Raw genomic sequence first — 26204 nt, 5'->3', positions numbered from 1 at the left:
TGCATCACTTCGTTTCATCCTGCCGCAAGCTGCGCACTGTCATCGTGCATCAGTGTCTCGTCCAGCAGAGAAATATCCAGATAACCGCTCAGCTCGCGCTGCTCAGCACGGGGCAAATAAGGCAACTCCCCCAGCAGTGGCGCACCCAGCTTTTCACGCAGAACATCAATAATTTCAGCGTAATGCGCTAACCCCGGATTAATACGATTGGCCACCCAACCCGCTAAAGGCAGACCATCGCGTGCAATGGCATCGGCGGTCAGTAAAGCATGGCTAATGCAACCTTCCTTAATGCCCACCACCAGGACGACCGGCAGTTGTTCCTGTTGAACCCAACTGGACAACGGTTGCAGATCATTCATCAGACTGCGCCAACCACCGGTTCCTTCCACCACTACCCGCGCAGCCTGACTTTTTAACTGCTCAAGGCTGCGGCTCAGCAACGGATAATCCATTCGCACCGATGCGCTGGTACTGATTTCATCTTCTTCCAGCGTAATGGGATTCACCGCATAGTACGGCAGGTCAAGGCCCGACGCCTGCTGCAACAGCAAAGCATCCTTATTACGCAACCCGTCAGGCGTTTGCTGTGCACTCTTGGCAACAGGCTTGTAGCCCGCGGCACAGAGGCCCGCTTTGGCAAAACACTGCAGCAGTGCGCGTGACACGACGGTTTTACCCACCGCAGTGTCGGTACCGGTGACAAAGATTGTTTTCACCTTACTCCTCCTTCGTTGAAGCGATGTGTAACCTGCGAAGAAGGCAGTTTAAGGAAATGTCTCGGATGGCAGATTGCGTTAGCGCAAACTTAAGGCGAGCAGTGATTAGCCCTGCAACAGTTTTACCAGCAAATGACCGCTATAAAGTGAGTCTTTGATCAGCGCGGCGGCACCAAAAGTACCCGGATCGCTAAAGCTGGTAGGGGCAAGTTGGATCTCATGACTGTACGCGGGTAACGCCTGCTGACGAATAGTGCTGCTGACGGCAGGAAACAGCACATCAGCGGCTTGATTAAGCGGAGAACCAATCAGGATTTGTTGTGGGTTGAAGATATTCACCATCATTGCCAGCATGCGACCAATGTGGTGGCCCACCCCGGCAATGACGTCACGCGCCAGCCGATCGCCTTGCTGTGCAGCGGCACATAAACTGGCGATGGTCAGGGGCTCCCGATGCAGCAAACTGTCGGGTTGCGAAGACAAACGCTGTGCAGCCAATTGCAATAAACTGCCGGTGCTGGCTACAGTTTCCAGACAGCCATGATTGCCGCAGTAACACTGCTGGCCGTAAGGATCGATCTGCGTATGTCCAATTTCTACCAGCGCACGACCACGTTTGTGCAAAAGCTGGCCCCCGCTGATCACGCCCGCACCTACCGTTTCATCAATCACTATCTGAATCACATCCTGCGCACCGCGCGAAGCACCGAACAGCGCTTCGGCCAGCGTCCAGGCGGAGATGTCATGTTGCACAAATACCGGTAAACCCGTGAGCGAGGAAAGTGTTTCACCTAACGGCATTTCCTGCACATCATAGCCCGGCATGCGATGCACCACACCTGATGCCGCGTTGATTAAACCGGGTAAGGTGATGGCAATCGCGGTAAGACGCTCAAGTTTGTTTTGATGGCGGACGAAGAACTCATTGACCCTATTCTGCAGTGTTTGCAGCAGCGGCTGGTCAGCGCTGGCAGGCAGGGGTAAACGATCTTCCTGCAACGCACGGCTGCTAAGATCGCGCAGCGTCAGCGTGATCTGTCCCGGTTGAATTCGTATGGCAAGATAGTGCCAGGCGAGCGTATCCAGAATCAAACCAATGGCCGGGCGCCCTCGGCTGCCCGGCTCCTGGAATTCAGTTTCCTGCACCAGATGCGCATCGAGCATTTCCCGCACGATTTTGGTGATGCTGGCAGGCGCCAGCTGGGCACGTTTAGAAAGCTCAATACGCGAAATCGGGCCGTAATGGTCAATCAGTCGGTAAACCACGCCTGCGTTGGTCTGTTTTATTTGGTCAATGTGGCCAGGCTGACTGTCCAGATTCACGCCCTGCTCCCGGATATTTTCGCGCTTCTAAATAAACAGCAGCTATGGTGATGCAGATTGGCAGGCAGCGTCAAATATTTGATTAGAAATGTGATTTATCGCACATAAAGATCGGGCCATTGATCATCAGACGATTTAAATTTCGGCATTCTGCATCATCAATTGCATCATATTGTGCATTTGCGCAGTGGGTTGCCGCGTGGCTGACCAGACCAGCCAGACTTCAGAAATGGCATCGTGCTCTTGCAGGGGAATCCACACCACATCAGCCAGTCGCGCACGTCGAAATGAGGCCGGCAATATGGAAACACCCAATCCGGTTGCGACCAGACCGAGAATCGTCATCGCCTCGCCCACCTCCTGAGTAATAAAGGGTTTGATTTGATAACGGTGCAGCAGCGCCAGTGTATCCCCGTACAGCGCGGTCCCCCCCTGCGGATCAAAAAACACGAAGGGCTCGTTGGCCAGTGCCTGAATGGAGATCGATTCGGCATCCGCCAGCGGATGTGCCCAGTGCACCAGCGCGCACAACGGCTCGCGTAGCAGTACCCGATGCTGTAAATCGCTTGGCAACGGTGTGTTGCGCATCACACCTAAATCCAGCCGACCTTCGTGCAGCGGTGCTAACTGCTGACGCGTGTTATTTTCCTGCATCGAAATGTGCACTTCCGGCCAACGCTGACGAAATTGATAAAGCGCATCGGAGACCAGACCGGTGAAGGGTGCGGAAGAGGTGAAACCAATGCGCAGCTCGCCTTCCTGTCCACTGTGCACACGCGCAGCCCGACTGGCGGCTTGTTCAACCTGCAGCAGAATGACGCGCGCATCCTGTAAAAACAACTGACCGGCAGGTGTGATCTGCACGCTACGATTGGTTCGGGTAAACAGCTGTGCACCAATCTCCTGCTCCAGCTGCTGAATCTGTTGGCTGAGCGGCGGTTGGGAGATATTTAGCCGCTGTGCCGCGCGGCCAAAGTGCAGCTCTTCCGCAACGGCGATGAAATAACGCAGATGGCGCAACTCAACATTCATACTTTAAACGTCTCATTTGAGATTATTAATATATTGTACAACCTATTCTTATTTTCCTACAGTAATCAGACCGTTTCTCATCTAAGGATATTCCGTGAGTCGCTCTTCCCAGGCAGTGACAATTCATGAAGACGAGTTGTCCGTTCAGCCTGCTTCAACCGTCGCCCCCTCAGAATGGATTGAGCGTGGTTCACCGCAGTTTATGCGTGTCACTCTCGCATTATTCTCCGCAGGGTTGGCCACCTTCGCACTGCTGTATTGTGTTCAGCCGATTCTGCCCGTGCTGTCGCAGCAGTTTGGCGTCTCTCCCGCTGAGAGCAGTATTTCACTGTCACTCTCCACGGGATTGATGGCGCTGGGCTTGCTGGTGACCGGCCCGCTCTCCGACGCCATCGGGCGTAAATCAGTGATGGTCACTGCCCTGATGCTCGCTGCCATTTGCACCCTGATTTCGGCCACCATGACCAGCTGGCAAGGCATTCTGATGATGCGTGCGCTGATTGGTTTGTCTCTTAGTGGCGTTGCGGCGGTCGGTATGACCTATTTGAGTGAAGAGATACATCCCCGCGTCATTGCCTTCTCGATGGGTCTGTATATCAGCGGTAACTCCATTGGCGGCATGAGCGGTCGCTTGCTGACCGGCGTGCTAACCGATTTCTTCTCATGGCGTGTGGCGATTGGGGTGATCGGTTGCTTTTCGCTGGCGGGCGCACTGATGTTCTGGAAGATTTTGCCGGCGTCACGTCATTTCCGTCCCGCCTCGTTACGTCCGCGCAGCTTGTTGATTAACTTCCGGCTGCACTGTCGCGACAAAGGGTTACCCTTCCTGTTCGCAGAAGGTTTCCTGCTGATGGGCGCGTTTGTGACGCTGTTTAATTACATCGGCTACCGTTTGTTGAGCGCACCCTGGTCGTTGAGCCAGGCGGTGGTGGGCCTGCTGTCGGTGGTTTATCTGACCGGTTCGTGGAGTTCTCCCAAAGCGGGCGCGATGACCAGTCGCTTTGGTCGTGGTCCGGTGATGATTAGCGCCACGGCTATTATGCTGGCCGGACTGTTGCTCACCGCCTTTCATTCTCTCTGGCTGATACTGCCCGGTATGATGCTGTTTACGGCGGGCTTTTTTGCCGCGCACTCTGTTGCCAGCGGCTGGATTGGTCCGCGCGCACGCCGCGCCAAGGGCCAGGCCTCGTCACTCTATTTGTTCAGCTATTACGTGGGTTCCAGCGTGGCGGGCACGCTAGGCGGTGTGTTCTGGCACAGCTATGGCTGGACGGGCGTGACACTGTTCATCACTGTGTTGCTGTTGCTGGCCTTGTTCGTCGGCTGGCGTTTGCAGTGCCGAAAACTGTAATACCTTTCATCTAAACAACGGGGCCGCTGCGCCCCGCTTCTCGTTTAAGCCGTCAGAATCGCGCTTTCAAATAGTCCCACTTAAAACAAAACGACAATTCGTCGCTATAATCCTTTTTATTCCAACAATAGTTAGATTTTCTTTTTTCACAGCAATGAGGACGTTAGATGCAACTCTATTATTACGTCGATAAGCACGCAGGCTATAACGACAACCATGTGGTACATGCAACAGGCTGCCCGTTCCTCCCTTCTGATGGTGCACGGCGCTTTCTCGGGACTTTCTACACGGCCACTGCCGCCATTCAACAAGCCCGTAAATTTTATTCCAGTGCGATGGGATGCGAGCATTGTTGCCCGGTGGCGGTAAAAAAAAGCCTGACCACTCAGCATAGCGTGGCGCTAAAACACATGGTGCAACTCTGATAATGCTGGTCTGACAATCGCGTAGCGCTTAAGGCGTGTTGTTAAGTACGGCTGTCACATCGTTCTCATACAGAAACAGCCGACTTCCTCATCACGGGATCGTAAAGCGCTACGCCTTGATGGTTCTTGCCTGCTTTCACCCTTTAGCCAAAAAGCAAGAATTGATAATAACCTCAGGCTATTAACCTGGCCTTCAGCGATAAAAAATATTCAGGAATAAAAACGGTCTATATGGTTTTCATCCGCTCATTAATGCTCCACAATAGCCCCAATTTGTGATGCAGGTCACTTAACCGGGCTCGTTTCGCCCCCTCACTCGCTGTCAGATCGATTTGAACCCCATGCAACCAACTACCGTCTCACGTAAAACAGCCTGGCTACGCGTTGTGCTGCTGGCGATTGCCGCCTTTGTTTTTAATACCACTGAATTTGTCCCTGTTGGCCTGCTGTCGGATATCGCGGCGAGCTACGCCATGAAGACCGCTGATGTCGGTATTATGCTGACCATTTATGCATGGGTCGTTGCGCTGTTATCCCTGCCGTTAATGCTGCTGACGCGCAATATTGAACGCCGCCTGCTGCTGTCGGTGTTGTTCATTCTGTTTATCGCCAGCCATGTGCTTTCGTCCGTAGCATGGGATTTCACCTCGCTGGTGATTTCGCGCATCGGCATCGCACTGGCGCACGCGGTGTTCTGGTCGATTACCGCATCACTCGCGATTCGAGTTGCACCGGCTGGCAAGAAAACCCAGGCGTTGAGTATGCTGGCAACCGGTACCGCATTGGCGATGGTGTTGGGCGTGCCCATTGGCCGTATCGTTGGGCAATATCTCGGCTGGCGCACCACTTTCGGCATGATCGGCTTGTCAGCGTTGGTGCTGTTGATTTTGCTGGTGCGGATACTGCCACGGCTGCCGAGCGAGCACACTGGCTCACTGAGTAGCGTACCGATGCTGTTCCGCCGTCCGGCGCTGGTGGCAATGTATATTCTGGTGACGCTGGTGGTTACCGCGCACTACACCGCTTACAGCTACATCGAACCCTTTATGCAGGTGGTCGCGAATGCGGATGAGAACTTCACGACCTTACTATTGTTGCTGTTCGGTTCCGCCGGGATTATCGGCAGCGTGCTGTTCAGTACGCTGGGCAACAAATTCCCCTCAGCGATGTTACTTGCCGCAATTGGCATCATCACGTTGAGTATGGGGCTTTTGCTGTTCGCCGCCGTGCGCCCGGCAGCCATTTCGCTGCTGTGCATTTTCTGGGGCATGGCAATGATGATGATAGGCCTGGCGATGCAGGTTCGTGTGCTGTCACTGGCACCGGATGCCACCGATGTGGCGATGTCATTGTTCTCAGGCATTTATAACATCGGGATTGGTGCGGGTGCCCTGCTGGGTAACCAGGTCAGCCTGCATATGAAAATGTCGGATGTAGGTAACGTAGGTGGGTTAATTGGACTGGTTGCGTTGTTCTGGTGTATCACCATCTTCCGTCGGTATCCGCAACTTCGCTCTAACGGATAATTCGCTTCACGACCAGGGGCACACATCGGTGCGCCCCTGCGCCATTCTTTGCGCTGTGGTGATTAGTTATAAATTACCGCTGTGCCATTTAGCTTGTTGTTGCCAGAGGTCGAAGTGATGCGGAACGACTTTGCTCCGGCAGCACTCGCCTTCTCCGATAGCTGATGCTCCAGTGAAGTCAGGTTAGTGCTACCTGATGCACTGACCACACCAATTTGCTGCTGGTTCAATGGTGCCTGATTCACTAATTCGGCAGCCATGCTACCAAACGCGATGGATGACAGTGCGACTGCGGCTAATACCATTTTGATGCTTTTCATGATCGTCTCTCTTATGCAGATGAAAGGGGTCGGCTGAATTAAGTTAACAACCGTTAATTAAATGCTAGCCCCGAAGCGGGTATCTCGTCAATCGTTTTATTAACGGTCGTTATTTTATTTGCAAGTGGCGTGATTATGGGCTTTAGCGCCCTTTTTCACTTATCGATATGAGTGTTGTGCCACAGGTAAAGCACAAACGGGCAAAGTGAATGAGGGAGAATGTCGGCTGCGCTTGCATATTTAGTTAGCGATCGGTAATTTAATCACATGTTCTTCATGCAGAGAGGTGTCCCTATGACGCAAATGACCGACACGCTTAATCGCAAAACGCGTGGTCGCCCCAAAGTATTTGATCGCAACGATGCGCTGGATAAAGCATTAATGTTGTTTTGGGCACACGGTTATGAAGGCACCTCGCTGTCAGATTTGGTGAACGCGACGGGGGCGAAAGCGCCGACGCTTTACGCGGAGTTTGAGAATAAGGAAGGCTTGTTCCGCGCAGCAATGCAGCGCTATATCGACACTTTCAGCGCGCAGCGTCAACAGGTGCTTAACGGTGAAACACTCGATGTCAAAGCCGCGATTGAAGCCTATTTCCGTGCCACTGCAGCCTGTTTTACCGAGTGCGATAAGCCCGCTGGCTGTTTCTTTATCTGCACGTCCAGTGCGCTCTCTTCAGGCTCAGACGAGATTGCACAGATGCTGGCTAAGCAGCATCATGCGCAGGAACGGGCTTTGCAGCAATTTCTGAATGGCCGGCAGCAGCGCGGTGAATTGCCGCAGTGTGCCAACAGCGGTACGTTGGCCAGCTATCTGGCCTGCGTGTTGCAAGGCATGTCGGTGCGCGCCCGTGAAGGCGCAAGTCGTGACGATCTCGATGGAATAGTCGATACGCAGATGGCCATCTGGCCCGCTCTGGCAGGCTACTGCGCGTTAAACGCGTCATAGCATGCTGACCCGTGATGTTTTCTCATCCTGAAGTCAGGTGCGACCTTCAGGCCGCCCCTGACTTTGACCAAAGTGCCATGTTTGAAAGCCTTACGGCATAAAAAACATCGGTTTCAACGCCTGGCTGATCGGGCTGTTGTTCGTATTCGATGGCATCAGGTCTTACATAGATGCCCACCAACGCTGGCACACTTCCGTGTTCGCGACCGCCTCCCAACGCGCTTCTGATTCAATCTCCACGCTGGCAAACAATAAATTACGCTCCGCATCGAGCCAGATCGCATAATTGTGCGCGCCGTGGGCTTTCAACGTCTGCTCCAGCTCAGGCCAGATCGGTGAATGGCGACGCAGATATTCATCATGACAGTGCGCATGCACCTGCATCACAAAGGCTTTACGCAACATCGCTGCGCTCCGCATCCAATGCCGCCTGCCACGGATGAACACTGAAGCGTTCACCGAGTGCCACCAGCTGTTCGGTGGTGATGCTCTGGCGAATCCCGCCCATCGACAAGGCTTTGACCACCACTTCTGAAGACTTCTCGGCCGTGTCGATCAAGCCAAAAGTTTCATCCAGATTCGGACCGGCACCGAAAATGCCGTGGAACGGCCACATCACCAGGCTGTGTGAGGCCATGGCATCGGCGGTGGCTTGACCAATCTGATCGGTTCCCGGCACTATCCACGGCAGGATACCGACGCCATCCGGGAACACCACCAGACATTCGGTGCTGCCTTCCCATAGCAAACGCGTGAAACGGGCGGAATCCAGATTCACCACGTAACTCAACGCCATAAAATTGGTGGCATGGCAGTGCATAATCACGCGGTCAGCCCCGTTAGATACCTGCTTACGCACGCTGTGCGACTGAAAATGCGCCGCCAGTTCCGAGGTCGGTAACCCGCCGTTGCTGAGCCCCCAGTGGATTTTGTACGACAGCCCTTTGTCGTCCACCTGTAACAGCGCCAGACAATCGGCGGGATCAAGCTGGACGTTACGGAAGAACTTGCCAGAACCGGTGACCAGGAACCAATCGTTGGCCAGGGCCGGTGCCGGTTGGGTTAACTCAATACAGCGCGGTTCGGCATAAAAATCAGCTGACCAGGCTTGCGCTTCTTCCGGCAGCAAACGCAGGCTGACATTGCCGCCATTGCGCTCATCCCAGCCTTTCAGCCACATATCACTGGTCGCCTTCACCATGTCCTGAACGAATGAAGAAGAGAGAATATTTTGCATGGTCGATCCCTTAACGTAGACGCAATGTTTGTTGTTCATAGTGACGCACTTCGCTCAGCCAGCTGGCATCGGCGGGCACATCATGGCGCAGACACCAGGCTTCCCAGACCGCCTGCCAGGGTAACGATTTCTGCTCTTCCAGCAGCGCCAGGCGCGCGGTGTAATCCCCTTCCTGCTCACATTTCCGCAGCTGATCGCTGGGTTCCAGCAGTGCGCGCAGCAGCGCTTTTTTGGCGTTGCGGGTGCCAATCACCCAGGCTGCGATGCGGTTTATCGAGGCGTCAAAGAAATCCAGGCCGATATGCACTTTGTCGAACAGTTGATGGCGGGCGATCTCCGTGGCGATGGCCTGGGTTTCATCATCGAGCAGCACCACATGATCGCTATCCCAACGTACCGGGCGGCTGACGTGCAGCAGCAAACGCGGCACATACAGCATGGCAGTGGATATCTTGTCGGAAATCACTTCGGTTGGATGGAAATGTCCGGCGTCTAACGTCAGCGCCGTTTGACGGCTGGCGGCGTAGCCGAGGCAAAACTCGTTGGAGCCCACGGTGTAACTCTCCGCGCCGATACCGAACAGTTTGCTCTCCACCGCATCGATATGATGACGGGGGTCGAGCTTCTCACTGATCACCTCATCCAGCGCGCTGGCCAGACGCTCGCGCGGTGCCAGACGATCGATGGTGAGATCTTTCATGCCATCCGGCACCCAGATGTTCATCACCGATGGTGTCCCGAGCTGTTCACCAAAGTGCGCTGAAATACGGCGGCTGGCTTTGCAGTGGTCGATCCAGAACTGGCGAATCCCTTTATCCGCATGGGACAGCGTAAAGCCGTCGGCGCTCAGCGGGTGCGAGAAGCAGCTGGGGTTAAAATCCAGTCCTAACTTGTTGGCTTTTGCCCACTCTACCCAGCTGCTAAAGTGCTTCGGCTCAATGGCATCGCGTTCAACCGGCGCATCGCTTTCCAGATAAATGGCGTGCAGATTAAGGCGTTTGGCGCCGGGGATCAGTGACATCGCTTTCTCAATGTCAGCGCGCAGTTCATCTGCATTGCGAGCGCGCCCCGGATAGTTACCGGTGGCCTGAATGCCGCCCGTCAGTTCGCCATTCGGGTTTTCAAAGCCACGAACATCATCCCCCTGCCAGCAGTGCATGGACACCGGGATGCCATCCAGTTTCGTCATGATCTGGTCCACATCAATACCCAACGCCGCGTAGCGTTGTTTCGCCAGTTCAAAGGCTTGTTCAATCAGCTTTGTCATATGCAAGTTCCTTAGCAGGTTGGCTCAGTGCCGCAAAGCGTGCCTGGTGGGCAGCGAAGATGCTGGCGTTCTGAGGTACAAACGTTTCTAACGGGAAATTCTTGTCGATGCAGCGGCGCAGTTCGGCCACATCGCGCAGTTCACCTAACGCCATCAGCTGACAGCCGACATTACCGAGCGTTGAGGCTTCAATCGGACCGGCCAGCACCGGCATTTCGCAGGCATCGGCGCATAACTGGTTCAGTAATGGGTTCTGACTGCCACCGCCAACCACATGTAACTGGCGAATCGGTGCTCCGCGCAGGTTGCCCAGTTCGCCTATCACCTGGCGATACAGCAGCGCCAGGCTGTCGAAAATGGTGCGCGCCAGCGCTGCAGGGCTTTGTGGAATCGGCATGTGCTGCTCGGCGCAGGCGTCCTGAATCTCCTGCACCATGCTGGCAGGATTGATAAAACGCGGATGATTGGGATTGATCAGGGCACGACAGGCAGGTTCATTTTCCGCTGCGTCAATCAATGTGCAGAGATCTGAAATGTGCAATTCACCGCAAACGCGCTGTAACAACCACAGGCCCATGATGTTCTTCAACACCCGATAGCCCTCCGCGCCTCCTTCATTAGTGATGTTGGCATCGAGCGCAGTGCGGCTTACGCAGGGTTGCAGACTTTCTATGCCCATTAAGGACCAGGTGCCAGAGCTGAGATAAGCGGCGTCGTCTTGCATGAGCGGCGTGGCCAGCACTGCGCTGGCCGTATCGTGCGTGGCAACGGCCACGACCGGAATTTTTTTACCGCTGGCATTGATCCAGTTGCCTACGGTATTGCCCGGTGCAGTCGATTTGCCAAACCAGTCGGCTTCGATCCCTGCCCACGACAGCAACTCGCTATCCCACTCGCCAGTTTCAATGTTCAGCATCTGCGTAGTGGTGGCGTTGGTGTACTCCCAGTTCATGTTGCCGGTCAGACGATAATGCAGATAATCCGGGATCATCAGTGCATGTTTGACCTGTGCCTGCCAGTCCGGCTGTTGCTGGTGCAGCGCACGCATCTGATACAGGGTATTGAAGGGCAGAAATTGGATACCTGTGCGCTGGTAAATGGCGGCTTTACCCAGCTCATTGATCGCTTGCGCCATCAATCCATCGGTGCGCGAGTCACGATAACTGACCGTTTCGCCAATGCGTTCTCCGTTGGCATCCAGTAGCACCAGATCCACGCCCCAGGTATCAATGCCGATGCTATCCGGCACGATGCCCTCATCATCTAATTGCGCCAATCCTGCGCGAATCGCCTGCTCAAGGCCGTCGAGATCCCAGCAGTCATAACCGGCGCGACGAATACGCTGATTGGCAAAACGGCACACTTCACGCAGCGTGATGCGCTGGTTAGCCGAGGTCCATTGTGCGAGCATCACGCGCCCGCTGGATGCGCCTAAATCAATGGCAACAATGTTACGCATACTCATGGCGTTTCTTCCTGTGATGAGATGGCTATAGCGTATAAATACAGGCGCCTCGCCACCTTCCCCTTACTGCCAGCGCGTGATAGTCGCTGGCAGGCTGGCAAAGATGATCGTGAGAAAGCTCACAGAACCGTGGAACAACAGAGTTGTGAGCTTTACCGCAATTCCATCAATCACCTGGCCGATCTTGAATAATTCGCCATTTTCCTGCGCTGTGCGGTTTAAATTTCAAGGTAAGGTGCACAGCGCCTGCGTAGACTCGGTTACAAAATTGTTAATCGAGAGGCGCATCATGACCGTTCTGCACAGTGCTGATTTCTTTCCGGAAGGAAACTACGCGATTGCCATTGAGCCGCGCGTACCACAGCAGGCCTTTCCTGAGCATCATCATGATTTCCATGAAATCGTACTGGTTGAGCAAGGTTCCGGTATTCACGTGTTTAACGGCCAACCGCAGACCCTGTGCGCCGGTTGCGTGTGCTTTGTACGCGATCACGATCGCCATCTGTATGAACAAACAGAGAATCTGTGCCTGACCAATGTGCTGTACCGCAGCCCGGCAGCGTTTCGTTTTCTCTCCGGTTTACAGTCATTGCTGCCCGGAGATGAAAACGGCAGCTATCTGTCGCACTGGCGTATCAATCACAAGGTGATGGCGCAGGCGTTGCAGATTGTGACGCAGATGAAACAGCAGGAGGTCTGGTCGCTGGAGCGTCAGGCGCATCAGGAACAGTTGTTCTTGCAACTGCTGGTGCTGTTGCGCGAAGCCGGTCACAACGATCAGGCGCAGGATCAGGAAGCACGCCTGCATCGGTTGCTCGACTGGCTCAATGAGCACTACAGTGAAGATATTGAATGGGATGCGCTGGCCGACCGCTTCTCGCTTTCGCTGCGCACCCTGCATCGCCAGATGAAGCAGCAAACCGGCAATACGCCGCAGCGCTACCTGAATCGGCTGCGTTTATTGCAGGCCCGGCATTTATTGCGTCATAGCGATATGCGCATAACGGACATCGCCTATCAGTGTGGATTCGGTGACAGCAACCACTTCTCCACGCTGTTTCGGCGGGAATTTGGCTGCGCGCCCCGAGCGGAGCGCCAGCAGATGTTGTAATTGGAGTGGTTACCATGTCGCTGATTTTGACGCGCGAAGACTATTTCCCGGCCACCAATCTGCCGATTGCGGTGGCCGAACGCATGCCTCAGCCCTCCTTCCCACCGCATCGTCATGAATTCAGTGAAATTGTGATCGTCTGGCGCGGTAACGGCTTGCACGTGCTCAATGATCGCCCGTGGTTGATCACCTGCGGCGATGTGTTCTATATCCGTGACAATGATTGCCACAGCTATGACAGCGTCAACGATCTGGCGCTGGATAACATCCTCTATTGCCGCGATCGCTTTCGCCTGAGTCTGGACTGGAGCCAGCTGCTGCCCCCGCAAGACGATGATGCACCAGGCTGCTGGCGCTTAACCACGCGCGGCATGGCGCTGGCACGAGGGGTAATCAGCCAGCTGGAACGGGAAAGCCGTAAAAGCGATTCGTTGTCGATTCAGCTCTCTGAAGCCCTGTTCCTGCAGCTGGCGTTGATCTTGCGTCGCCATGGTTATGCCGCCGACCGTCCATGGGCGCTGCCGGAAGGTGAACAGCTTGATTTGCTGATGTCTGCCTTACAGGGTGCACTGCATCGTCCGTTCGACTTAGCCGATTTTTGCCAACAAAATGAATTAAATGAGCGTGCACTGAAGCAGCTGTTTCGTCAGCAAACCGGCATGACAGTTGGCCACTACTTGCGACAACTGCAATTATGCCAGGCAAAATATTTGCTGCGTACGCAGGATGGGTTAATCAGTGAAGTGGCCGCACGCTGCGGCTTTGATGACAGCAATTACTTCTCGGTGGTGTTTACGCGGGATACGGGTTTGACGCCGAGTGCCTGGCGCCAGCGCTTTCTCCCGCAACGCACATCACTGACCGATAAAATAAAAGCCTGATGCACCTTGCCGTGCGTCAGGCTTTATAGCAAGGCGAGTTAATTAACCGTTGGCCATGCCTAATCCAACGATGTTGGCCGCGATGATGATCACCACACAACCCAACGACAGCACGCGAACCGGGCGCTGCCCTACCGCTTTCCACTCTTTCAGCACCAGGCCGACTAATCCGCCGCACAGCACATACAGGCTCATGTGCAGCATCCAACTCACAAAGTCATATTGCGCAGGGATTTTCGCGTGGCCCCAGGCGTAGAAGAAGAACTGCAGATACCACATGGTGCCACCGAGCACGGCGAATGCCACGTTGGCCATCAGCATCGGTTTTGCCACTGAAAAATCGCGACGTACCGACAGTTCCGGTTTGATCGCCAGGCGGATAAAGCAGTAGGCCAGATTCACTAACGCGCCGCCGCCCATGATCACCACATAGCTGGGTAAGGCCACGTACAATGGATTGATACCCAGGTTAGCTGCCGCTTCATGCATCGGTTTCGCCGCATCCATCGCGAAAGACATTCCGGCTGAGAAGATGCCGCACAGTACCGCCAGCACCAGCCCTTTCTTCAAATTAAACTCTTCTGCATTGATGCCGAGTGCGCGCTCTTTCAACAAACCGGCACGTGAAACGATCGCCACACCCACCAACGCCACCAGTACGCCTAACAACGTCATTCGTCCGCCCGGCGAGCTGAATAGCTCAACAAAGCGTCCCTGCAACAGCGGCGTCATCAGGGTGCCCACCACGAGCGTGATACCGATGGCGATACCAATGCCCATCGACATGCCGAGATAACGCATGGTCAGGCCATAGTTAATATTCCCGACGCCCCACATGGCACCAAACAGAAACACCGGCAGCAGCTGTGAGAAGCTAAAACTACCGTAATACGCCCAGAAGTTGGGCAGCAGCACCGCGCTGACCGCCCAGGGCAGAATCAGCCATGACATCACGCCGCCGACTGACCACATTGTTTCCCATGACCACTTTTTTACCTGCTTAAACGGAGCATAAAAACATGCGGCACTGGCGGCACCCACCAGATGCCATAAAATACCGGCAAGAATGGCACTGTTCATTGTTATTCCTTCGTAAGGTTGAGGCCCACAGGAAACTGACAGTTTCCCGATTAGCAGCAGTCTACGGTGCGCAGCTTTTCATCAGCCTTTGGATGGCTGCCGGAAAGCGCGCGGTGCTGGCAAAATTCGGCGGGTCTTCAACATGAGGATCACAAAATTGCATTTGCAGGCATCAATCGGGCTGGTTTTTATAAGTCACTTATTATTGGGGATATTTTTTATTTTTGTTGTGTTGATCGACACAGTTTTTGACTGACTGCCAGCCTGCTGTTTAACATGGCAGTCACACAAAGCCGCCCGATGAGCTTTCCCCGACGTGGCGAATTCCGTATAACGTTGGAAAAATCATCGCAACGAAGGAATGAGATGAATAGCAAAAGGTTGACGCTGCTGTTGTCGCAGCCGGTGAGCCGCGTGATGCTGGATGATATCCGCGCCATTGTGCCGCCTCAGGCGTTGAACGTTTTCATTAATGGATTGGATGAAGAGCGTTACGCCACACTTGACTGCATTCAGAGCGAAGAGAACTGCGCCCTGCTGGCTTCGGCCATCGTGGTGTGGCGTCAACTCGGTCATATTCACCGCATTCGTTATCAGAAAGGCGAACATCTGCGCGAGGTGGATGACGCCAGCCAATTCCAGCTGTTCAGTATGATGAAAACCCATCGCGCCATTGTTCAACTCGCTTAACGATCAGGATATCTATGAAAATCGGATTGCTCTTCCCTATTGCCATCATCATTGCTGGCGTCAGTTTCCTCGCGTGGTTTATCGCCAGCGGCGCGGCGGTGCCGGGTTCCTGATCTTTCTGCATAAAATTTTTTCTTGCTAACACGCTGAATACGCGGCATTTCATCAGGAATGCTGCGTCTGTCGTATCGTTCTTCCCTTCTCTGCCATCCCGTCATCCGCTCTGGCACTGACAAAAAGGTGCTACACCTTGATCTGTTTCACTCTCGATTCACACCATGCTAACGAAACCGATCGCGGAGACCCTACAGATGACAACACACCATCAACACTACATTAATGGCGCGTTTGTAAACGATCAGAACGATAAGTGGATTGAGGTCATCAATCCAGCAACTGAAACGCTGCTGTCACGGGTGCCGCAAGGCACACAGCAAGATGCAGCGCAGGCAATTGCAGCGGCAGAAACAGCACAACCCGCATGGGAAGCATTGCCCGCCATTGAGCGCGGTAACTGGTTGCGTAAAATTGCTGCTGGTATTCGCCAGCGTGAAGCCGAATTGACGGCCACCATCGTGGCGGAAGGCGGTAAAACTCAGGGGCTGGCGCAGACTGAAGTGCTGTTCACCGCAGATTACCTCGACTACATGGCCGAATGGGCGCGTCGTTATGAAGGTGAAATCGTCAATAGCGATCGCCCAAATGAAAATATCTTCGTGTTCAAGAAAGCCATCGGTGTCACCACCGGCATCTTGCCCTGGAATTTCCCCTTCTTCCTGATTGCGCGTAAAGCCGCTCCGGCGCTGATTACCGGCAACACTATCGCCATCAAACCCAGTGAACTCACCCCTAACAATGCAGCGATTTTTGCGCAGATCATTCATGAGATCGGCCTGCCGAAAGGCGTGATCAATTTCGTGTTTGGCTATGGCCCCGAAGTCGGTCAGGAGATGGCCGCCAACCCGAAGGTCGGTTTAGTGAGCCTGACCGGCAGCGTGGGCGCGGGCATTGCTACGATGCAAGCCGCCGCGAAAAACGTCACCAAGGTGTCGCTGGAACTCGGCGGTAAAGCGCCAGCCATTGTGATGGATGATGCGGACCTGGATCTCGCTGTGAAGGCCATTGTCAGCTCTCGCGTAATCAATACCGGGCAAGTGTGCAACTGTGCGGAACGCGTGTACGTCCAGGAAGGCATTTATGATCGCTTCATCAGCGCACTGACTGCAGCAATGAAACAGGTGAAGTTTGGCAACCCAGCCGAGCAAACCGATATCGACATGGGCCCGCTGATCACCGCCGCCGCACTGGAACGCGTGGAGCAGAAAGTGGCCAAAGCGGTGTCTGAGGGCGGAAAAGTGGTTCTGGGTGGCAAGCGCGTGGGCGATAAAGGGTTCTACTTCGAACCGACGATCATTACCGGTGTGCGTCAGGAGATGGAGATCATGCGCGAAGAGATCTTTGGGCCGGTATTACCGGTGATGACCTTTAAAACTCTGGATGAAGCCGTCGCGCTGGCTAACGATTGTGAATATGGCCTGACCTCTTCGATCTACACGCAAAATCTGAACACGGCGATGATTGCGTTGCGCCAGTTGAAGTTTGGTGAGACCTATATCAACCGCGAGAACTTCGAGGCGATGCAAGGGTTTCATGCGGGTTGGCGCAAATCGGGTATTGGTGGTGCAGATGGACGTCATGGACTGGAAGAGTATCTGCAAACCCACGTGGCCTATTTGCAGTTTTCCTGAGTGAAGTACCTGGCTGGATAAGCTGCCAGCCAGGCATTGCCATGAGGTGAAACTGCACCAGGAATGGCGCCTTTTAAAGGCTGCGCAATGGCACGCGCAGCCACGCCTCTAAGCTGTACGCCTTCAGGTACGGCGCAAAGCTGTTTCACTCAACTGTCTTTACGCGATGCGCTTCTGACTGCGCAGTAAGGCTAATCCACTCAGTACCGACATCGCCATCAGGTAATAGCCTGGCGCGAGGCTGGTGCCAGTGGCACTGATCAACAGCGTACAAATCAGTGGTGCAAAACCACCAAACACCGTCACCGCGACGTTATAGCTGATCGCCATCCCGCTGGCGCGAGTACCAATGGGGAACAGGTCGGCCATCACTGAAGGGACCGTCGAGAAATAGATCGATTTCAGCAACGCCATCCAGCACACCAGAATGATCAAGGTGGTCGGCGTGGTGTGATTCACCACCAACTTAAACGCCGGATAAATGGTGACGATTAGCATGATCAGCGAGCCCCACATCAACGGCACACGGCCCACGCGCTCCGCTAACAGCCCCATCAGCGGCGTCACCACCGTCAGGATCACCCCTGCCAGCAACGTCGCGGTGAACGCGGCAGAACCCGGCAGATGCAGGTTTTTGGTAGCGTAAGTTGGCACGTAGTTGAGCATGTAGTTCACGGCGGTGGAGATCACCATCAGGCCAATCGCCAGCAGCATCAGCTCTTTTTGGCGACCAAACAGACGCTTGAGCGGAGCGGCCTCAGGCGCTTGCGCTTCAAAACTGGCAGGCTCATGCACATGACGGCGGATATAGATGCCCAATGGGCCAATCAGCAGCCCGAAGGCAAACGGGATACGCCATCCCCAATCCTGAATCTGACTTTCCGTGAGGATCTGCGTCAGTCCCAGACCAAACGCCGAGGCCAGCAAGGTACTTGCGCCCTGGGTGGCAAACTGCCAGCTGGCGATAAACGCCCTGCGCTCCGGGAAATGCTCGACCAGAAACGCTGTCGAGCTACCGAATTCCCCCCCCGCCGAGAAGCCCTGCACCAGACGCGCCAGTAAAATCAGCAGCGGCGCTATCAGGCCAATGCTGGCGTAACCGGGCATAAAGGTGATGACCGCACCGCCCAACATCATCAGGTTGATCGATAGCAGCAGCGCCTTTTTACGCCCGTGGCGATCGGCATAGTTGCCGAGCACAATCGCGCCCAGCGGACGGATCAGGAACGAGACGCCGAAGCTGCCAAAGGTCAGCAGCAAGGAGACGGAGGGATCGCTGGTGGGGAAGAACGCATGGGCAATGTAGCTGGCAAAGAAGCCATACACCGCAATATCAAACCATTCCAGCGCATTGCCGATACAGGTGGCAAACAGTGTTTTATGCAGATTCGGTTTGGTGCTGCTCAATGGGGCAGCTGTGTTAAGCGTGCTCATGCAGCACCTCCTGCGTGCTGACGGTGTTTAGCCACCAGCTCGCTACCTTGCTCGCCAAGATCCCACAGCAGGCGTGTCATAATTTGCAGACCTTCACGCGCAATCGACTTCAGCATATGTTCGTTGACGCCATGCTGACCGCAGGCCGGGTAAGAGTGCGGCACCCACAATGTCGGCAGTCCGAGAATGTCAGAGAATACTTCGTTCGGCAGTGAGCCTCCGAGATTCGGCAGCAACGCCGGTTTTTTGCCGCTGGTCTCTGCCATGCTCGCCAGCACCCAATCCACCAGCGGATCGGTAGGATCGAGTCGCGTGGCCGGTGACCCGCGCATAAACTCCACTTTCACGTAGTCAAAACCGTGCTGCGCCAGATGCTCGCTCACATGCTGAGCCAGGTTTTCCCAATCGGTGCCGACCACAAAGCGCAGTTGGCACACCGCCGTGGCTTCACCGGGAATCGCATTCATCGGACGTGCCGGATTGCCCGTCAGGAATGCGAGGACTTCCAGCGTATTCCAGCCGTAGAGTCTTTCTGTCGGAGAGAGCGTCGGCTCGCCCCAGGTGGTATCAATCTCGGGATCCCCTGGCATCCCGCCCACTTCGATGTCGCTGAGGATGTCGCGCACTTGTTGAGTGAGAGAGTCAGGTTTCAGCGTCTCAACCTGCAGCACGCCCTTTTCGTTCACGAGGCAAGCAATAGCGTTGGCTAACTGTGTGCCTGGATTAGTCAATAAGCCGCCCCAGTTACCTGAGTGATAGGCGTTGTCACGCGCGGTAACGGTGAGACGGAAGTTAACCGCACCCCGGGAGCCAAGGAACAGGGTTGGGCGCACCGCATTGAGACGCGGGCCGTCAGACGCGATAAACAGATCGGCTTTCAGCAGTTCAGCATGATGCTGGCACAGTTGAGCCAGGCCCGGCGAGCTGATCTCCTCACCCATCTCAAACAGCATTTTGCAGTTGAAACCGAGTCGTCCACCGCGTGCTTTGAACACCTGTTCGAGTGCCGCGAGGTTCACGCAGTGCTGGCCTTTATTATCCGCGCTGCCACGGGCGTACCAGCGGTCGCCCTCTTCCACTAACTGCCACGGCGATAACCCCTCACGCCAGTTTTCGTCGTCACCGAACACCACATCGCCATGTCCATAACTCAACAAGGTCGGGAGTGCCGGATCTTCGATGCGTACCGCCACCAGGAACGGGCGATGGGCGGCTTCAGGGTTATCGATAAAGTGCAGCGTGAACCCCAGCGCAATCAGCTGTGGGCCAATTTCATCCTGCAGATAACGCTGTAATTCGTTGTCGCGATCCTGGCGCTGGCTTTCGGTGCGTTGCGCCACACGTCGAGCCAATGTTTCCTGAAATTCCCCGCTGTCGAACCAGGCGGTGGCTTGTTGTACCGCTTGTTGTGCTGTCATGTTTGCATGTCTTTTATTGGTATTTTGGTTTTGTCATCTTTGCGGAAACCTTGCTTTGCCACAATTATCAATTTATCGAGTATGATTTGCTTTTTTGGCAAAGCTCCGCTGCCCGATTTCGAGGCATGCACCAGTATGAGGCATCCGCATGATAAGCAATGAAATCCGCTATTTCCTGGCCGTTGCCAATACGGGTTCGCTCAGCGCGGCCAGTGAACAGCTGTTTGTGGCGGTGTCTGCCATCAGCAGACAAATTCAGCGACTGGAAAACCAGGTGGGCGTGCCCCTGTTTGACCGGCATGCGCGCGGGATGGTGCTGAATGAAGCCGGCGAAATTTACGCCCATCACGTACGCAAAACGATGCTGGAGATGGAGTACGCGCTGGCAGAAATTAAGGGGCTGAAGGCCGTGCGACGCACCCTTATTCGCGTGGCCTGTACCGATGGATTAGCCTTTACGCTGCTGCCGCGCATGATTGCCGCCTTCCGTGAGGATAATCCCGGCGTGCTGTTTGATATCAAAGTGGCAAGTACGCAAGGTGTCGCTGAACTGCTGCGCAGCGGCGAGTGCGATCTGGCACTGCAATTCAGCCTGCACGCTGAACGCGGCGTGGAAGTCATCGGTTCCTGGCCCGCCCCGGTGCTGCTGGTGATGCATCAGAGCCATCCGCTGGCCAGCGCCGCACACGTGACCCTGAACGATGTCAGCCACTATCCGCTGGCTTTGCCGCAGCAGAACACCACCGTGCGCCAATTGTTTGAGCTGGCGAGCCACATGAGCGGTAATTTGATTGAACCGGTGATCACCTGCGATACCTTCTCAACGTTGTTCCACTTTCTGCTGCGCACTCCGCTGGCTCTGACGATTTGCAGTGCCTTTACCGTATTACAAGAAGCGGAAACGCACGGCTTGATATTGCGCTCGGTGGGGATCGATCAATTGAGTCAGCGCAACTTGCAGTTACAGGCGCAATCAGGGCGACCTCGCAGTGCCGCCCTGAATGTGTTTATGACGTTTTTACTGCAGCAAATGAACGCGCTGGAGGAACCATTGCGTCAACGCTGGAAGCCTTGACACGCCACGCGCGCTCAACACAACGTGCCGCCTTTGAGCGGCACTTGCCCGTCATCAATTCTTGATATCGACCGGATAGAAAATGTGTTTACCAAACGGATCGACGGTATATCCGCTCACCGTTTTGCGCACCGGCTCGAAAATCGTTGAATGGGCGATCATCACGGCAGGCATTTGATCGTGCATGATCTGCTGAGCTTCACGATACAGCGTGACGCGCTTGTCGTGATTTTGCTCCGCGCGCGCTTCAGTGATGATCTTCTCGAACGGCTGATAGCACCATTTGGAGGAGTTGGAGCCGCCATTGGCCGAGGTGCAGCTGTAGAGCGGGCCAAAGAAGTTATCCGGATCGCCCGTCGCCGTGGTCCAGCCCATAAGCGCCGCCTGATGCTCACCGCCCTTCACGCGCTTCAGGTATTCACCCCACTCATAACTGACGATATTGGCTTTAATGCCCACCTGCGCCCAATCGGCCTGAATCATCTCTGCCATTCGTCGCGCGTTTGGATTATAAGGGCGCTGCACCGGCATCGCCCATAGCGCGATTTCAGTGCCGGGTTTTATACCTGCTTCCTGTAGCAGTGCTTTGGCTTTCTGCGGATCATAATCGTAATCCTTCAGATCCTTATCTGCACTCCAGACACCCGGCGGCAGAATATTTTTCGCCACCGTGCCAGTGCCTTTGAATATCGCGTCAATAATCGCCTGCTTGTTAATGGCCATCGCCAGTGCCTGGCGAACTTTCACGTTATCCAACGGCGCTTTAGTGGTATTGAACGACAGGAAACCGGTGTTGAGCCCCGACTTCTGCTCCAGCGTCAGATCCGGGTTGCTGCGCATTTTTTCCAGATCGGCAGGATTCGGGAACGGCATCACCTGACACTCGTTTTTCTCCAGCTTGGCATAGCGTACCGAAGCGTCCGGGGTGATGGAGAAAACAATGCGATCCAGTTTCGCTTTGCCCTGCCAGTAATCCGGGAAGGCTTTGTAGAGGATGCGTGAGTCTTTTTGATATTGCACCAGCTCAAAGGGACCGGTGCCGATCGGCTCCATGTCGACTTTCTCTGGTGTGCCCGCTTTTAGCATCTGATCGGCATATTCCGCAGAGTGAATGGAGGCGAAGTACCAGGCCAAATCCGCGAGGAATGGCGCTTCCGCATGCGCCAGCGTGATGCGCACCGTATTGTCATCCACTTTTTCTATATTCTTGATCAGCTTCGCCAGTTCCAGGCTATCGAAATTGCTGTAGTTGCCACCGGAGACGTTGTGGTAGGGATTTTTGGCATCCATCTGACGCATAAACGAGAAGATCACGTCATCGGCATTCAGGTCGCGCGATGGTTTAAACAGTTTGTTGCTCTGGAATTTAACCCCTTTGCGTAAGTGGAACGTGTAAACCGTGCCGTCCGGGCTGATATCCCAGCTTTCAGCCAGACTTGGCACCAGTTCCGTAGTGCCGGGCTTGAAGTCCACCAAACGGTTGAAAATAGGCACTGCGCTGGCATCAACGCTGGTACCTGAAGTGTAAAGTTGCGGATTGAAATTCTCAGGCGAACCTTCGGAACAGTAAACCAGCGTTTTTGCCGATACTCCGCCTGCCACCGCTAAACACAACGCACTGAGTGTGAACTTTGCCATCATCTTTTTCATTGTGATCCTCGTTTTTGTTGACTTCCATGAGCCCGCATCGGTATTTATTGATAAATAACACGATTTATCCGAGGTGTGTAATGCACATCGCGCAAAGCTAATAAGGAAATGTGATGACAGACCAACTCGCTCGCCAACTGACTCAACGTTTTTACCGTTATCTGGCGGTTTCCAGCCAGAGCGATGCCAAATCCACCACGCTGCCCAGCACCCCTTCACAACATGCGATGGCGGAGCTACTGGCGCAGGAACTGCGTGAGTTTGGGCTGCAGGATATCGTCATCGATCAGCATGCGACGGTGACGGCGGTGAAACCGGGCAATCGACCAGATGCACCACGCATCGGCTTTATTACCCATATCGACACGGTGGACGTGGGTTTATCAGCGGATATCCACCCGCAAACCCTGACGTTTAACGGCGATGATTTGTGTCTGAACGCGCAGCAGGATATTTGGCTGCGCGTAGCGGAACACCCGGAGATTGCGCCCTATCACGGTCAGGAGATCATCTTTAGCGATGGCACCAGCGTGCTCGGCGCCGACAATAAAGCGGCGGTGACTGTGGTAATGACGTTGATGGAGAATCTGAAAGGCGATCATGGCGACATCGTGGTGGCATTTGTACCGGATGAGGAAATTGGGCTGCGCGGTGCCAAAGCGCTGGATTTGGACACTCGCTTTAACGTCGATTTTGCCTGGACTATCGATTGCTGTGAGTTGGGCGAAGTGGTGTATGAGAACTTTAATGCGGCGGCGGCGGAACTGGTGTTTACCGGCGTGCCGGCGCATCCGATGTCCGGCAAAGGCGTGCTGGTTAACCCACTGCTGATGGCGCACGACTTCATTTCACGTTTCGATCGCCTGGCAACGCCAGAGCATACCGAAGGACGTGAAGGCTATATCTGGTTTAATGATATCAATGCCAATGCCAGCCGTGCGGTGCTGAAGGCATCGATTCGCGACTTTGATTTACAGGGTTTCGATCAGAAAAAACAGCAGTTGGTGGAAGTCGCAGATGAGATCGCCGCGCTTTACCCCACCGGGCATGTTTCACTCACCATTAACGACACCTACAGCAACATCAGTAATGCCATTGGGGAAGATCGTCGTGCAATTGACTTGATATTTGCGGCGCTCGAACAAGTGGGCGTGGAGCCGAAAGTCATCCCGATGCGCGGCGGCACAGACGGTGCGGCTTTATCGGCAAAAGGATTGCTGACACCGAACTTCTTTACCGGGGCACACAATTTCCATTCACGCTTCGAGTTTTTACCGGTGCCGTCGTTTGTGAAATCGTATCAGGTAGCCGAAGCGCTGTGTTATCTGGCGGCGAAATAAGCCCGATCTTTACCGGCAGATCTTAACGCTGTCAGCGGCCCGGCAACCGCTGAGAGGCGATGCCACCGACACCGACGTAAACGAAAAAGGCTGCCATGGGTGAACAATGGCAGCCTTAATTCAATCCGGTTTTAACGGAGCAGCGCGCCAGTATGGCGCTTGAAGTTATTTCGCTGCGGTCACATCAATGCCAGGGAAGAATTTCGCCGCCAGCTTGGTGATGGTGCCGTCAGCCTGCACTTTCGTGATAGCCGCATCCAGTTCACCCTTCAGCTTGGCATCACCTTTACGCAGACCAAAACCGATACCTGAACCGAGGATGGTGTCATCTTCAACCGGCTTGCCGACAAAGGCGAAACCTTTGCCCTGTGGCTTATCAAGGAAACCAGACTGGCCTGCAGCAGACATCACCAGCGTGCCATCAAGGCGGCCCGCAACCATGTCGTTATAAACCTGGTTCTGGTCCTGATAAGAGGTCACGGTCACACCCTGCGGCTCCCAGTGCTTCTTAGCGTAAGTTTCCTGGATAGAACCCTGCAACACACCGATGTTTTTGCCTTTCAGCGACTCGGCGGTTGGCAGCAACTTCTCACCCGCTTTGACGATCAGCATGGTGGGAATGCGGTAGATAGGTTTGGTGAAATCGATGCTTTTAGCACGCGCTTCGGTGATATTCATCGCCGAGTTGATCGCATCAAACTTTTTCGCCTGCAGTGCCGGGATCAGCGCATCAAAGCTGCTTTCCACCCACTTACAGTCAAAGTTGCCGACCTGGCAAATCGCTTTGCCCAGTTCGATATCAAAACCTTCCAGCTCGCCCTGTACGTTGCGGCTTTCAAACGGCGGATATTGTGACTCCAGACCGTAGCGTAAGGTTTCCTGTGCCAGTGCGTGTGCTGAGGTCAGCATGCCGAGCGCCACAAACAGTGCGTTTAATTTTTTCATTATTCTTCCCCTAATTACCCTTTAACACGGCACAGCGCTTCCGCGCCAGCCTGCAGTGTTGCGTCGTCTTTCGCGAATGACAGGCGAATTAATTTATTGTCAGTGCCGTCCATATAAAACGCCGACAACGGAATGGTGGCCACACCGTGATCGACGATGAGACGTTTTACCATTTCACTGTCGCTTTCGTCACTGAAATGTCCGTAACTGGCCAACATAAAGAAGGATCCCGCGCTCGGCAGCAGCTTAAACGGCGAATCTTGCATCAATGACAGCAGACGATCGCGTTTTTCCTGATAGAACGGTGACAGCTGCAGGTAGTTTTGCGGATTCTGCAGATAGTGCGCAAAACCCACCTGCATCGGTGTATCGGCGGCGTACATCATGAACTGATGCACCTTCACAATCTCTTCCATCAGCGCGGCCGGTGCCAGCGCGTAACCCACACGCCAGCCAGTGACGTGGAACGTTTTGCCAAAGGAGGAAACGATCACGCTGCGCTGTGCCAGTTCCGGATGGGTAGCCATGCCGCAGTGGGCACGACCATCAAACAGAATGTGTTCGTAGACTTCGTCGGACAGCACCACGATATCCGTGTTGCGGGTCAAGGCTGCCAGCTGTTCCAGGTCGGCTGGCGTCAGCACCTGTGCACTCGGATTGTGCGGGGTGTTGATAATGATCATGCGGGTGCGCGGCGTGATGGTGGCACGCAGCTCATCCCAGTTAATCGCAAAATCCGGCACCTGCAATTTCAGGCCAATCGGGGTTGCGCCTTGCAAACGCACCACTGGCGCATAGCTGTCGAACGCCGGCTCGAAGAAGATCACTTCGTCGCCAGGGTGCACCAGCGCAGAAATTGCCATGTAAATTCCCTGGCTAGCGCTGCCGGTGATCAACACTTCGCTACCCGCATCGTAGCGCTGGCCATAAAGCGTCTTGACTTTTTCGGCCAGCGCTTCACGCAGCGCGGGTAAACCGGTCAAAGAGGCATATTGGTTATGGCCTTCGCGCATGGCTTTACTGACCAGCTCAACCAGATGGGGATCGCATGGAAAATTCGGCGCGCCCTGCGACAGGTTGATGGCTTTATGTTGTGCCGATAGCTGGCCGATGACGCTGAAAATCGTCGTGCCGACATCGGGCTGTTTGGAAGAGATGTTAACACTGCTATTCAAGGTCATCGTTGCTCCACAAGGTTGCATAACCACGTAAGGAAAGT

Annotated in this window: 24 protein-coding genes and 1 pseudogene; 11 read left to right on the top strand and 14 right to left on the bottom strand. The window is 54.6% G+C overall.

Going from position 1 to position 26204, the window contains the following annotated elements; genetic code table 11:
• Window positions 1–14: 14 nt before the first annotated feature.
• The 3 genes from bioD to VI01_RS05100 all read right to left on the bottom strand — a co-directional run bounded on the left by bioD (window position 15) and on the right by VI01_RS05100 (window position 3074).
• Complete coding sequence (gene bioD / locus VI01_RS05110) at window positions 15–719, bottom strand: dethiobiotin synthase (protein WP_045814228.1); 705 nt, start codon at window positions 717–719, stop codon at window positions 15–17.
• Window positions 720–824: 105 nt separating this feature from the next.
• Window positions 825–2042, bottom strand: a complete 1218-nt coding sequence (locus VI01_RS05105; RefSeq protein ID WP_045814227.1) for an ROK family protein — start codon at window positions 2040–2042, stop codon at window positions 825–827.
• Window positions 2043–2177: 135 nt separating this feature from the next.
• Complete coding sequence (locus VI01_RS05100) at window positions 2178–3074, bottom strand: LysR family transcriptional regulator (RefSeq protein ID WP_045814226.1); 897 nt, start codon at window positions 3072–3074, stop codon at window positions 2178–2180.
• A 94-nt stretch (window positions 3075–3168) separates the two neighbouring features.
• On the opposite strand from VI01_RS05100, the gene VI01_RS05095 reads away from it, so the two are divergent.
• From VI01_RS05095 to VI01_RS05085, 3 genes are all read left to right on the top strand, one after another.
• Window positions 3169–4425 carry an MFS transporter gene (locus tag VI01_RS05095; protein WP_045814225.1) on the top strand — a complete coding sequence of 419 codons (1257 nt, stop codon included), beginning with the start codon at window positions 3169–3171 and terminating at the stop codon, window positions 4423–4425.
• Between the two features lie 167 nt (window positions 4426–4592).
• Window positions 4593–4850 (top strand): hypothetical protein, encoded by a 258-nt coding sequence (locus tag VI01_RS05090; protein ID WP_038646892.1) that lies wholly within the window; start codon window positions 4593–4595, stop codon window positions 4848–4850.
• A 341-nt stretch (window positions 4851–5191) separates the two neighbouring features.
• Entirely contained in the window at window positions 5192–6376 is a 1185-nt protein-coding gene (locus VI01_RS05085) for a sugar transporter (RefSeq protein ID WP_034831177.1), read from the top strand.
• A gap of 62 nt (window positions 6377–6438) precedes the next feature.
• Here VI01_RS05085 and VI01_RS05080 read toward each other — a convergent pair whose 3' ends face one another.
• Window positions 6439–6696, bottom strand: a complete 258-nt coding sequence (locus VI01_RS05080; protein ID WP_038646891.1) for a YdgH/BhsA/McbA-like domain containing protein — start codon at window positions 6694–6696, stop codon at window positions 6439–6441.
• Between the two features lie 294 nt (window positions 6697–6990).
• On the opposite strand from VI01_RS05080, the gene VI01_RS05075 reads away from it, so the two are divergent.
• Window positions 6991–7644, top strand: a complete 654-nt coding sequence (locus VI01_RS05075; RefSeq protein ID WP_045814224.1) for a TetR/AcrR family transcriptional regulator — start codon at window positions 6991–6993, stop codon at window positions 7642–7644.
• 90 nt (window positions 7645–7734) lie between these two features.
• Here VI01_RS05075 and rhaM read toward each other — a convergent pair.
• The 4 genes and pseudogenes from rhaM to rhaB all read right to left on the bottom strand — a co-directional run bounded on the left by rhaM (window position 7735) and on the right by rhaB (window position 11613).
• Window positions 7735–8049: pseudogene (gene rhaM, locus VI01_RS05070) on the bottom strand (L-rhamnose mutarotase).
• Window positions 8039–8881 (bottom strand): rhamnulose-1-phosphate aldolase, encoded by an 843-nt coding sequence (rhaD, locus tag VI01_RS05065; protein ID WP_045814223.1) that lies wholly within the window; start codon window positions 8879–8881, stop codon window positions 8039–8041. Before rhaD ends, rhaM begins: the two are co-directional and overlap by 11 nt.
• A 10-nt stretch (window positions 8882–8891) precedes the next feature.
• Window positions 8892–10148, bottom strand: a complete 1257-nt coding sequence (locus tag VI01_RS05060; RefSeq protein WP_045814222.1) for an L-rhamnose isomerase — start codon at window positions 10146–10148, stop codon at window positions 8892–8894.
• On the bottom strand, window positions 10132–11613 hold the full coding sequence (gene rhaB, locus VI01_RS05055; protein ID WP_045814221.1) for a rhamnulokinase: 1482 nt from the start codon (window positions 11611–11613) through the stop codon (window positions 10132–10134). The genes VI01_RS05060 and rhaB overlap by 17 nt, the downstream gene beginning before the upstream one ends.
• 289 nt (window positions 11614–11902) lie before the next feature.
• Here rhaB and rhaS point away from each other — a divergent pair, with 289 nt between their 5' ends.
• Window positions 11903–12724, top strand: a complete 822-nt coding sequence (gene rhaS, locus VI01_RS05050) for an HTH-type transcriptional activator RhaS (protein WP_045814220.1) — start codon at window positions 11903–11905, stop codon at window positions 12722–12724.
• Window positions 12725–12738: 14 nt separating this feature from the next.
• Complete coding sequence (rhaR, locus tag VI01_RS05045) at window positions 12739–13605, top strand: HTH-type transcriptional activator RhaR (RefSeq protein ID WP_045814219.1); 867 nt, start codon at window positions 12739–12741, stop codon at window positions 13603–13605.
• Window positions 13606–13647: 42 nt separating this feature from the next.
• On the opposite strand, the gene rhaT is transcribed toward rhaR, so the two are convergent.
• A complete protein-coding gene (rhaT, locus tag VI01_RS05040; protein WP_038646875.1) occupies window positions 13648–14685 on the bottom strand; it encodes an L-rhamnose/proton symporter RhaT in 1038 nt (345 codons plus the stop codon).
• Between the two features lie 366 nt (window positions 14686–15051).
• On the opposite strand from rhaT, the gene VI01_RS05035 reads away from it, so the two are divergent.
• From VI01_RS05035 to aldA, 3 genes are all read left to right on the top strand, one after another.
• Window positions 15052–15375 carry a hypothetical protein gene (locus VI01_RS05035; RefSeq protein ID WP_038646873.1) on the top strand — a complete coding sequence of 108 codons (324 nt, stop codon included), beginning with the start codon at window positions 15052–15054 and terminating at the stop codon, window positions 15373–15375.
• 14 nt (window positions 15376–15389) lie between these two features.
• Window positions 15390–15488, top strand: coding sequence for a YoaK family small membrane protein (locus VI01_RS25315; protein WP_141399000.1), 99 nt, complete (start codon window positions 15390–15392; stop codon window positions 15486–15488).
• Window positions 15489–15686: 198 nt separating this feature from the next.
• Complete coding sequence (gene aldA, locus VI01_RS05030; protein WP_045814218.1) at window positions 15687–17123, top strand: aldehyde dehydrogenase; 1437 nt, start codon at window positions 15687–15689, stop codon at window positions 17121–17123.
• A 159-nt stretch (window positions 17124–17282) separates the two neighbouring features.
• On the opposite strand, the gene VI01_RS05025 is transcribed toward aldA, so the two are convergent.
• Window positions 17283–18557 carry an MFS transporter gene (locus VI01_RS05025; protein WP_045814217.1) on the bottom strand — a complete coding sequence of 425 codons (1275 nt, stop codon included), beginning with the start codon at window positions 18555–18557 and terminating at the stop codon, window positions 17283–17285.
• Window positions 18554–19975 (bottom strand): M20 family metallopeptidase, encoded by a 1422-nt coding sequence (locus VI01_RS05020; RefSeq protein ID WP_045814216.1) that lies wholly within the window; start codon window positions 19973–19975, stop codon window positions 18554–18556. Before VI01_RS05020 ends, VI01_RS05025 begins: the two co-directional genes overlap by 4 nt.
• A 148-nt stretch (window positions 19976–20123) precedes the next feature.
• On the opposite strand from VI01_RS05020, the gene VI01_RS05015 reads away from it, so the two are divergent.
• On the top strand, window positions 20124–21050 hold the full coding sequence (locus VI01_RS05015; protein ID WP_038646865.1) for a LysR family transcriptional regulator: 927 nt from the start codon (window positions 20124–20126) through the stop codon (window positions 21048–21050).
• Between the two features lie 54 nt (window positions 21051–21104).
• Here the strand turns inward: VI01_RS05015 and VI01_RS05010 are convergent, their stop codons facing one another.
• Window positions 21105–22700: an ABC transporter substrate-binding protein gene (locus VI01_RS05010; protein ID WP_045814215.1), complete on the bottom strand. Its 1596-nt coding sequence runs from the start codon at window positions 22698–22700 to the stop codon at window positions 21105–21107.
• 113 nt (window positions 22701–22813) lie between these two features.
• Between VI01_RS05010 and pepT the strand changes: the two genes are divergently transcribed.
• Window positions 22814–24040 (top strand): peptidase T, encoded by a 1227-nt coding sequence (pepT, locus tag VI01_RS05005; RefSeq protein WP_045814214.1) that lies wholly within the window; start codon window positions 22814–22816, stop codon window positions 24038–24040.
• A 165-nt stretch (window positions 24041–24205) separates the two neighbouring features.
• Here pepT and VI01_RS05000 read toward each other — a convergent pair whose 3' ends face one another.
• Window positions 24206–24985 carry a transporter substrate-binding domain-containing protein gene (locus VI01_RS05000; RefSeq protein ID WP_045814213.1) on the bottom strand — a complete coding sequence of 260 codons (780 nt, stop codon included), beginning with the start codon at window positions 24983–24985 and terminating at the stop codon, window positions 24206–24208.
• A gap of 14 nt (window positions 24986–24999) precedes the next feature.
• Window positions 25000–26166 carry a methionine aminotransferase gene (locus VI01_RS04995; protein WP_045814212.1) on the bottom strand — a complete coding sequence of 389 codons (1167 nt, stop codon included), beginning with the start codon at window positions 26164–26166 and terminating at the stop codon, window positions 25000–25002.
• Window positions 26167–26204: the final 38 nt, after the last annotated feature.

This window comes from Pantoea sp. SM3 (genome assembly GCF_000963995.1).
GTDB lineage: Bacteria > Pseudomonadota > Gammaproteobacteria > Enterobacterales > Enterobacteriaceae > Pantoea > Pantoea rwandensis_B.
The sequence above is the reverse complement of the archived record's forward strand: the minus strand, read 5'-3'. Positions and strand labels throughout refer to the sequence as shown.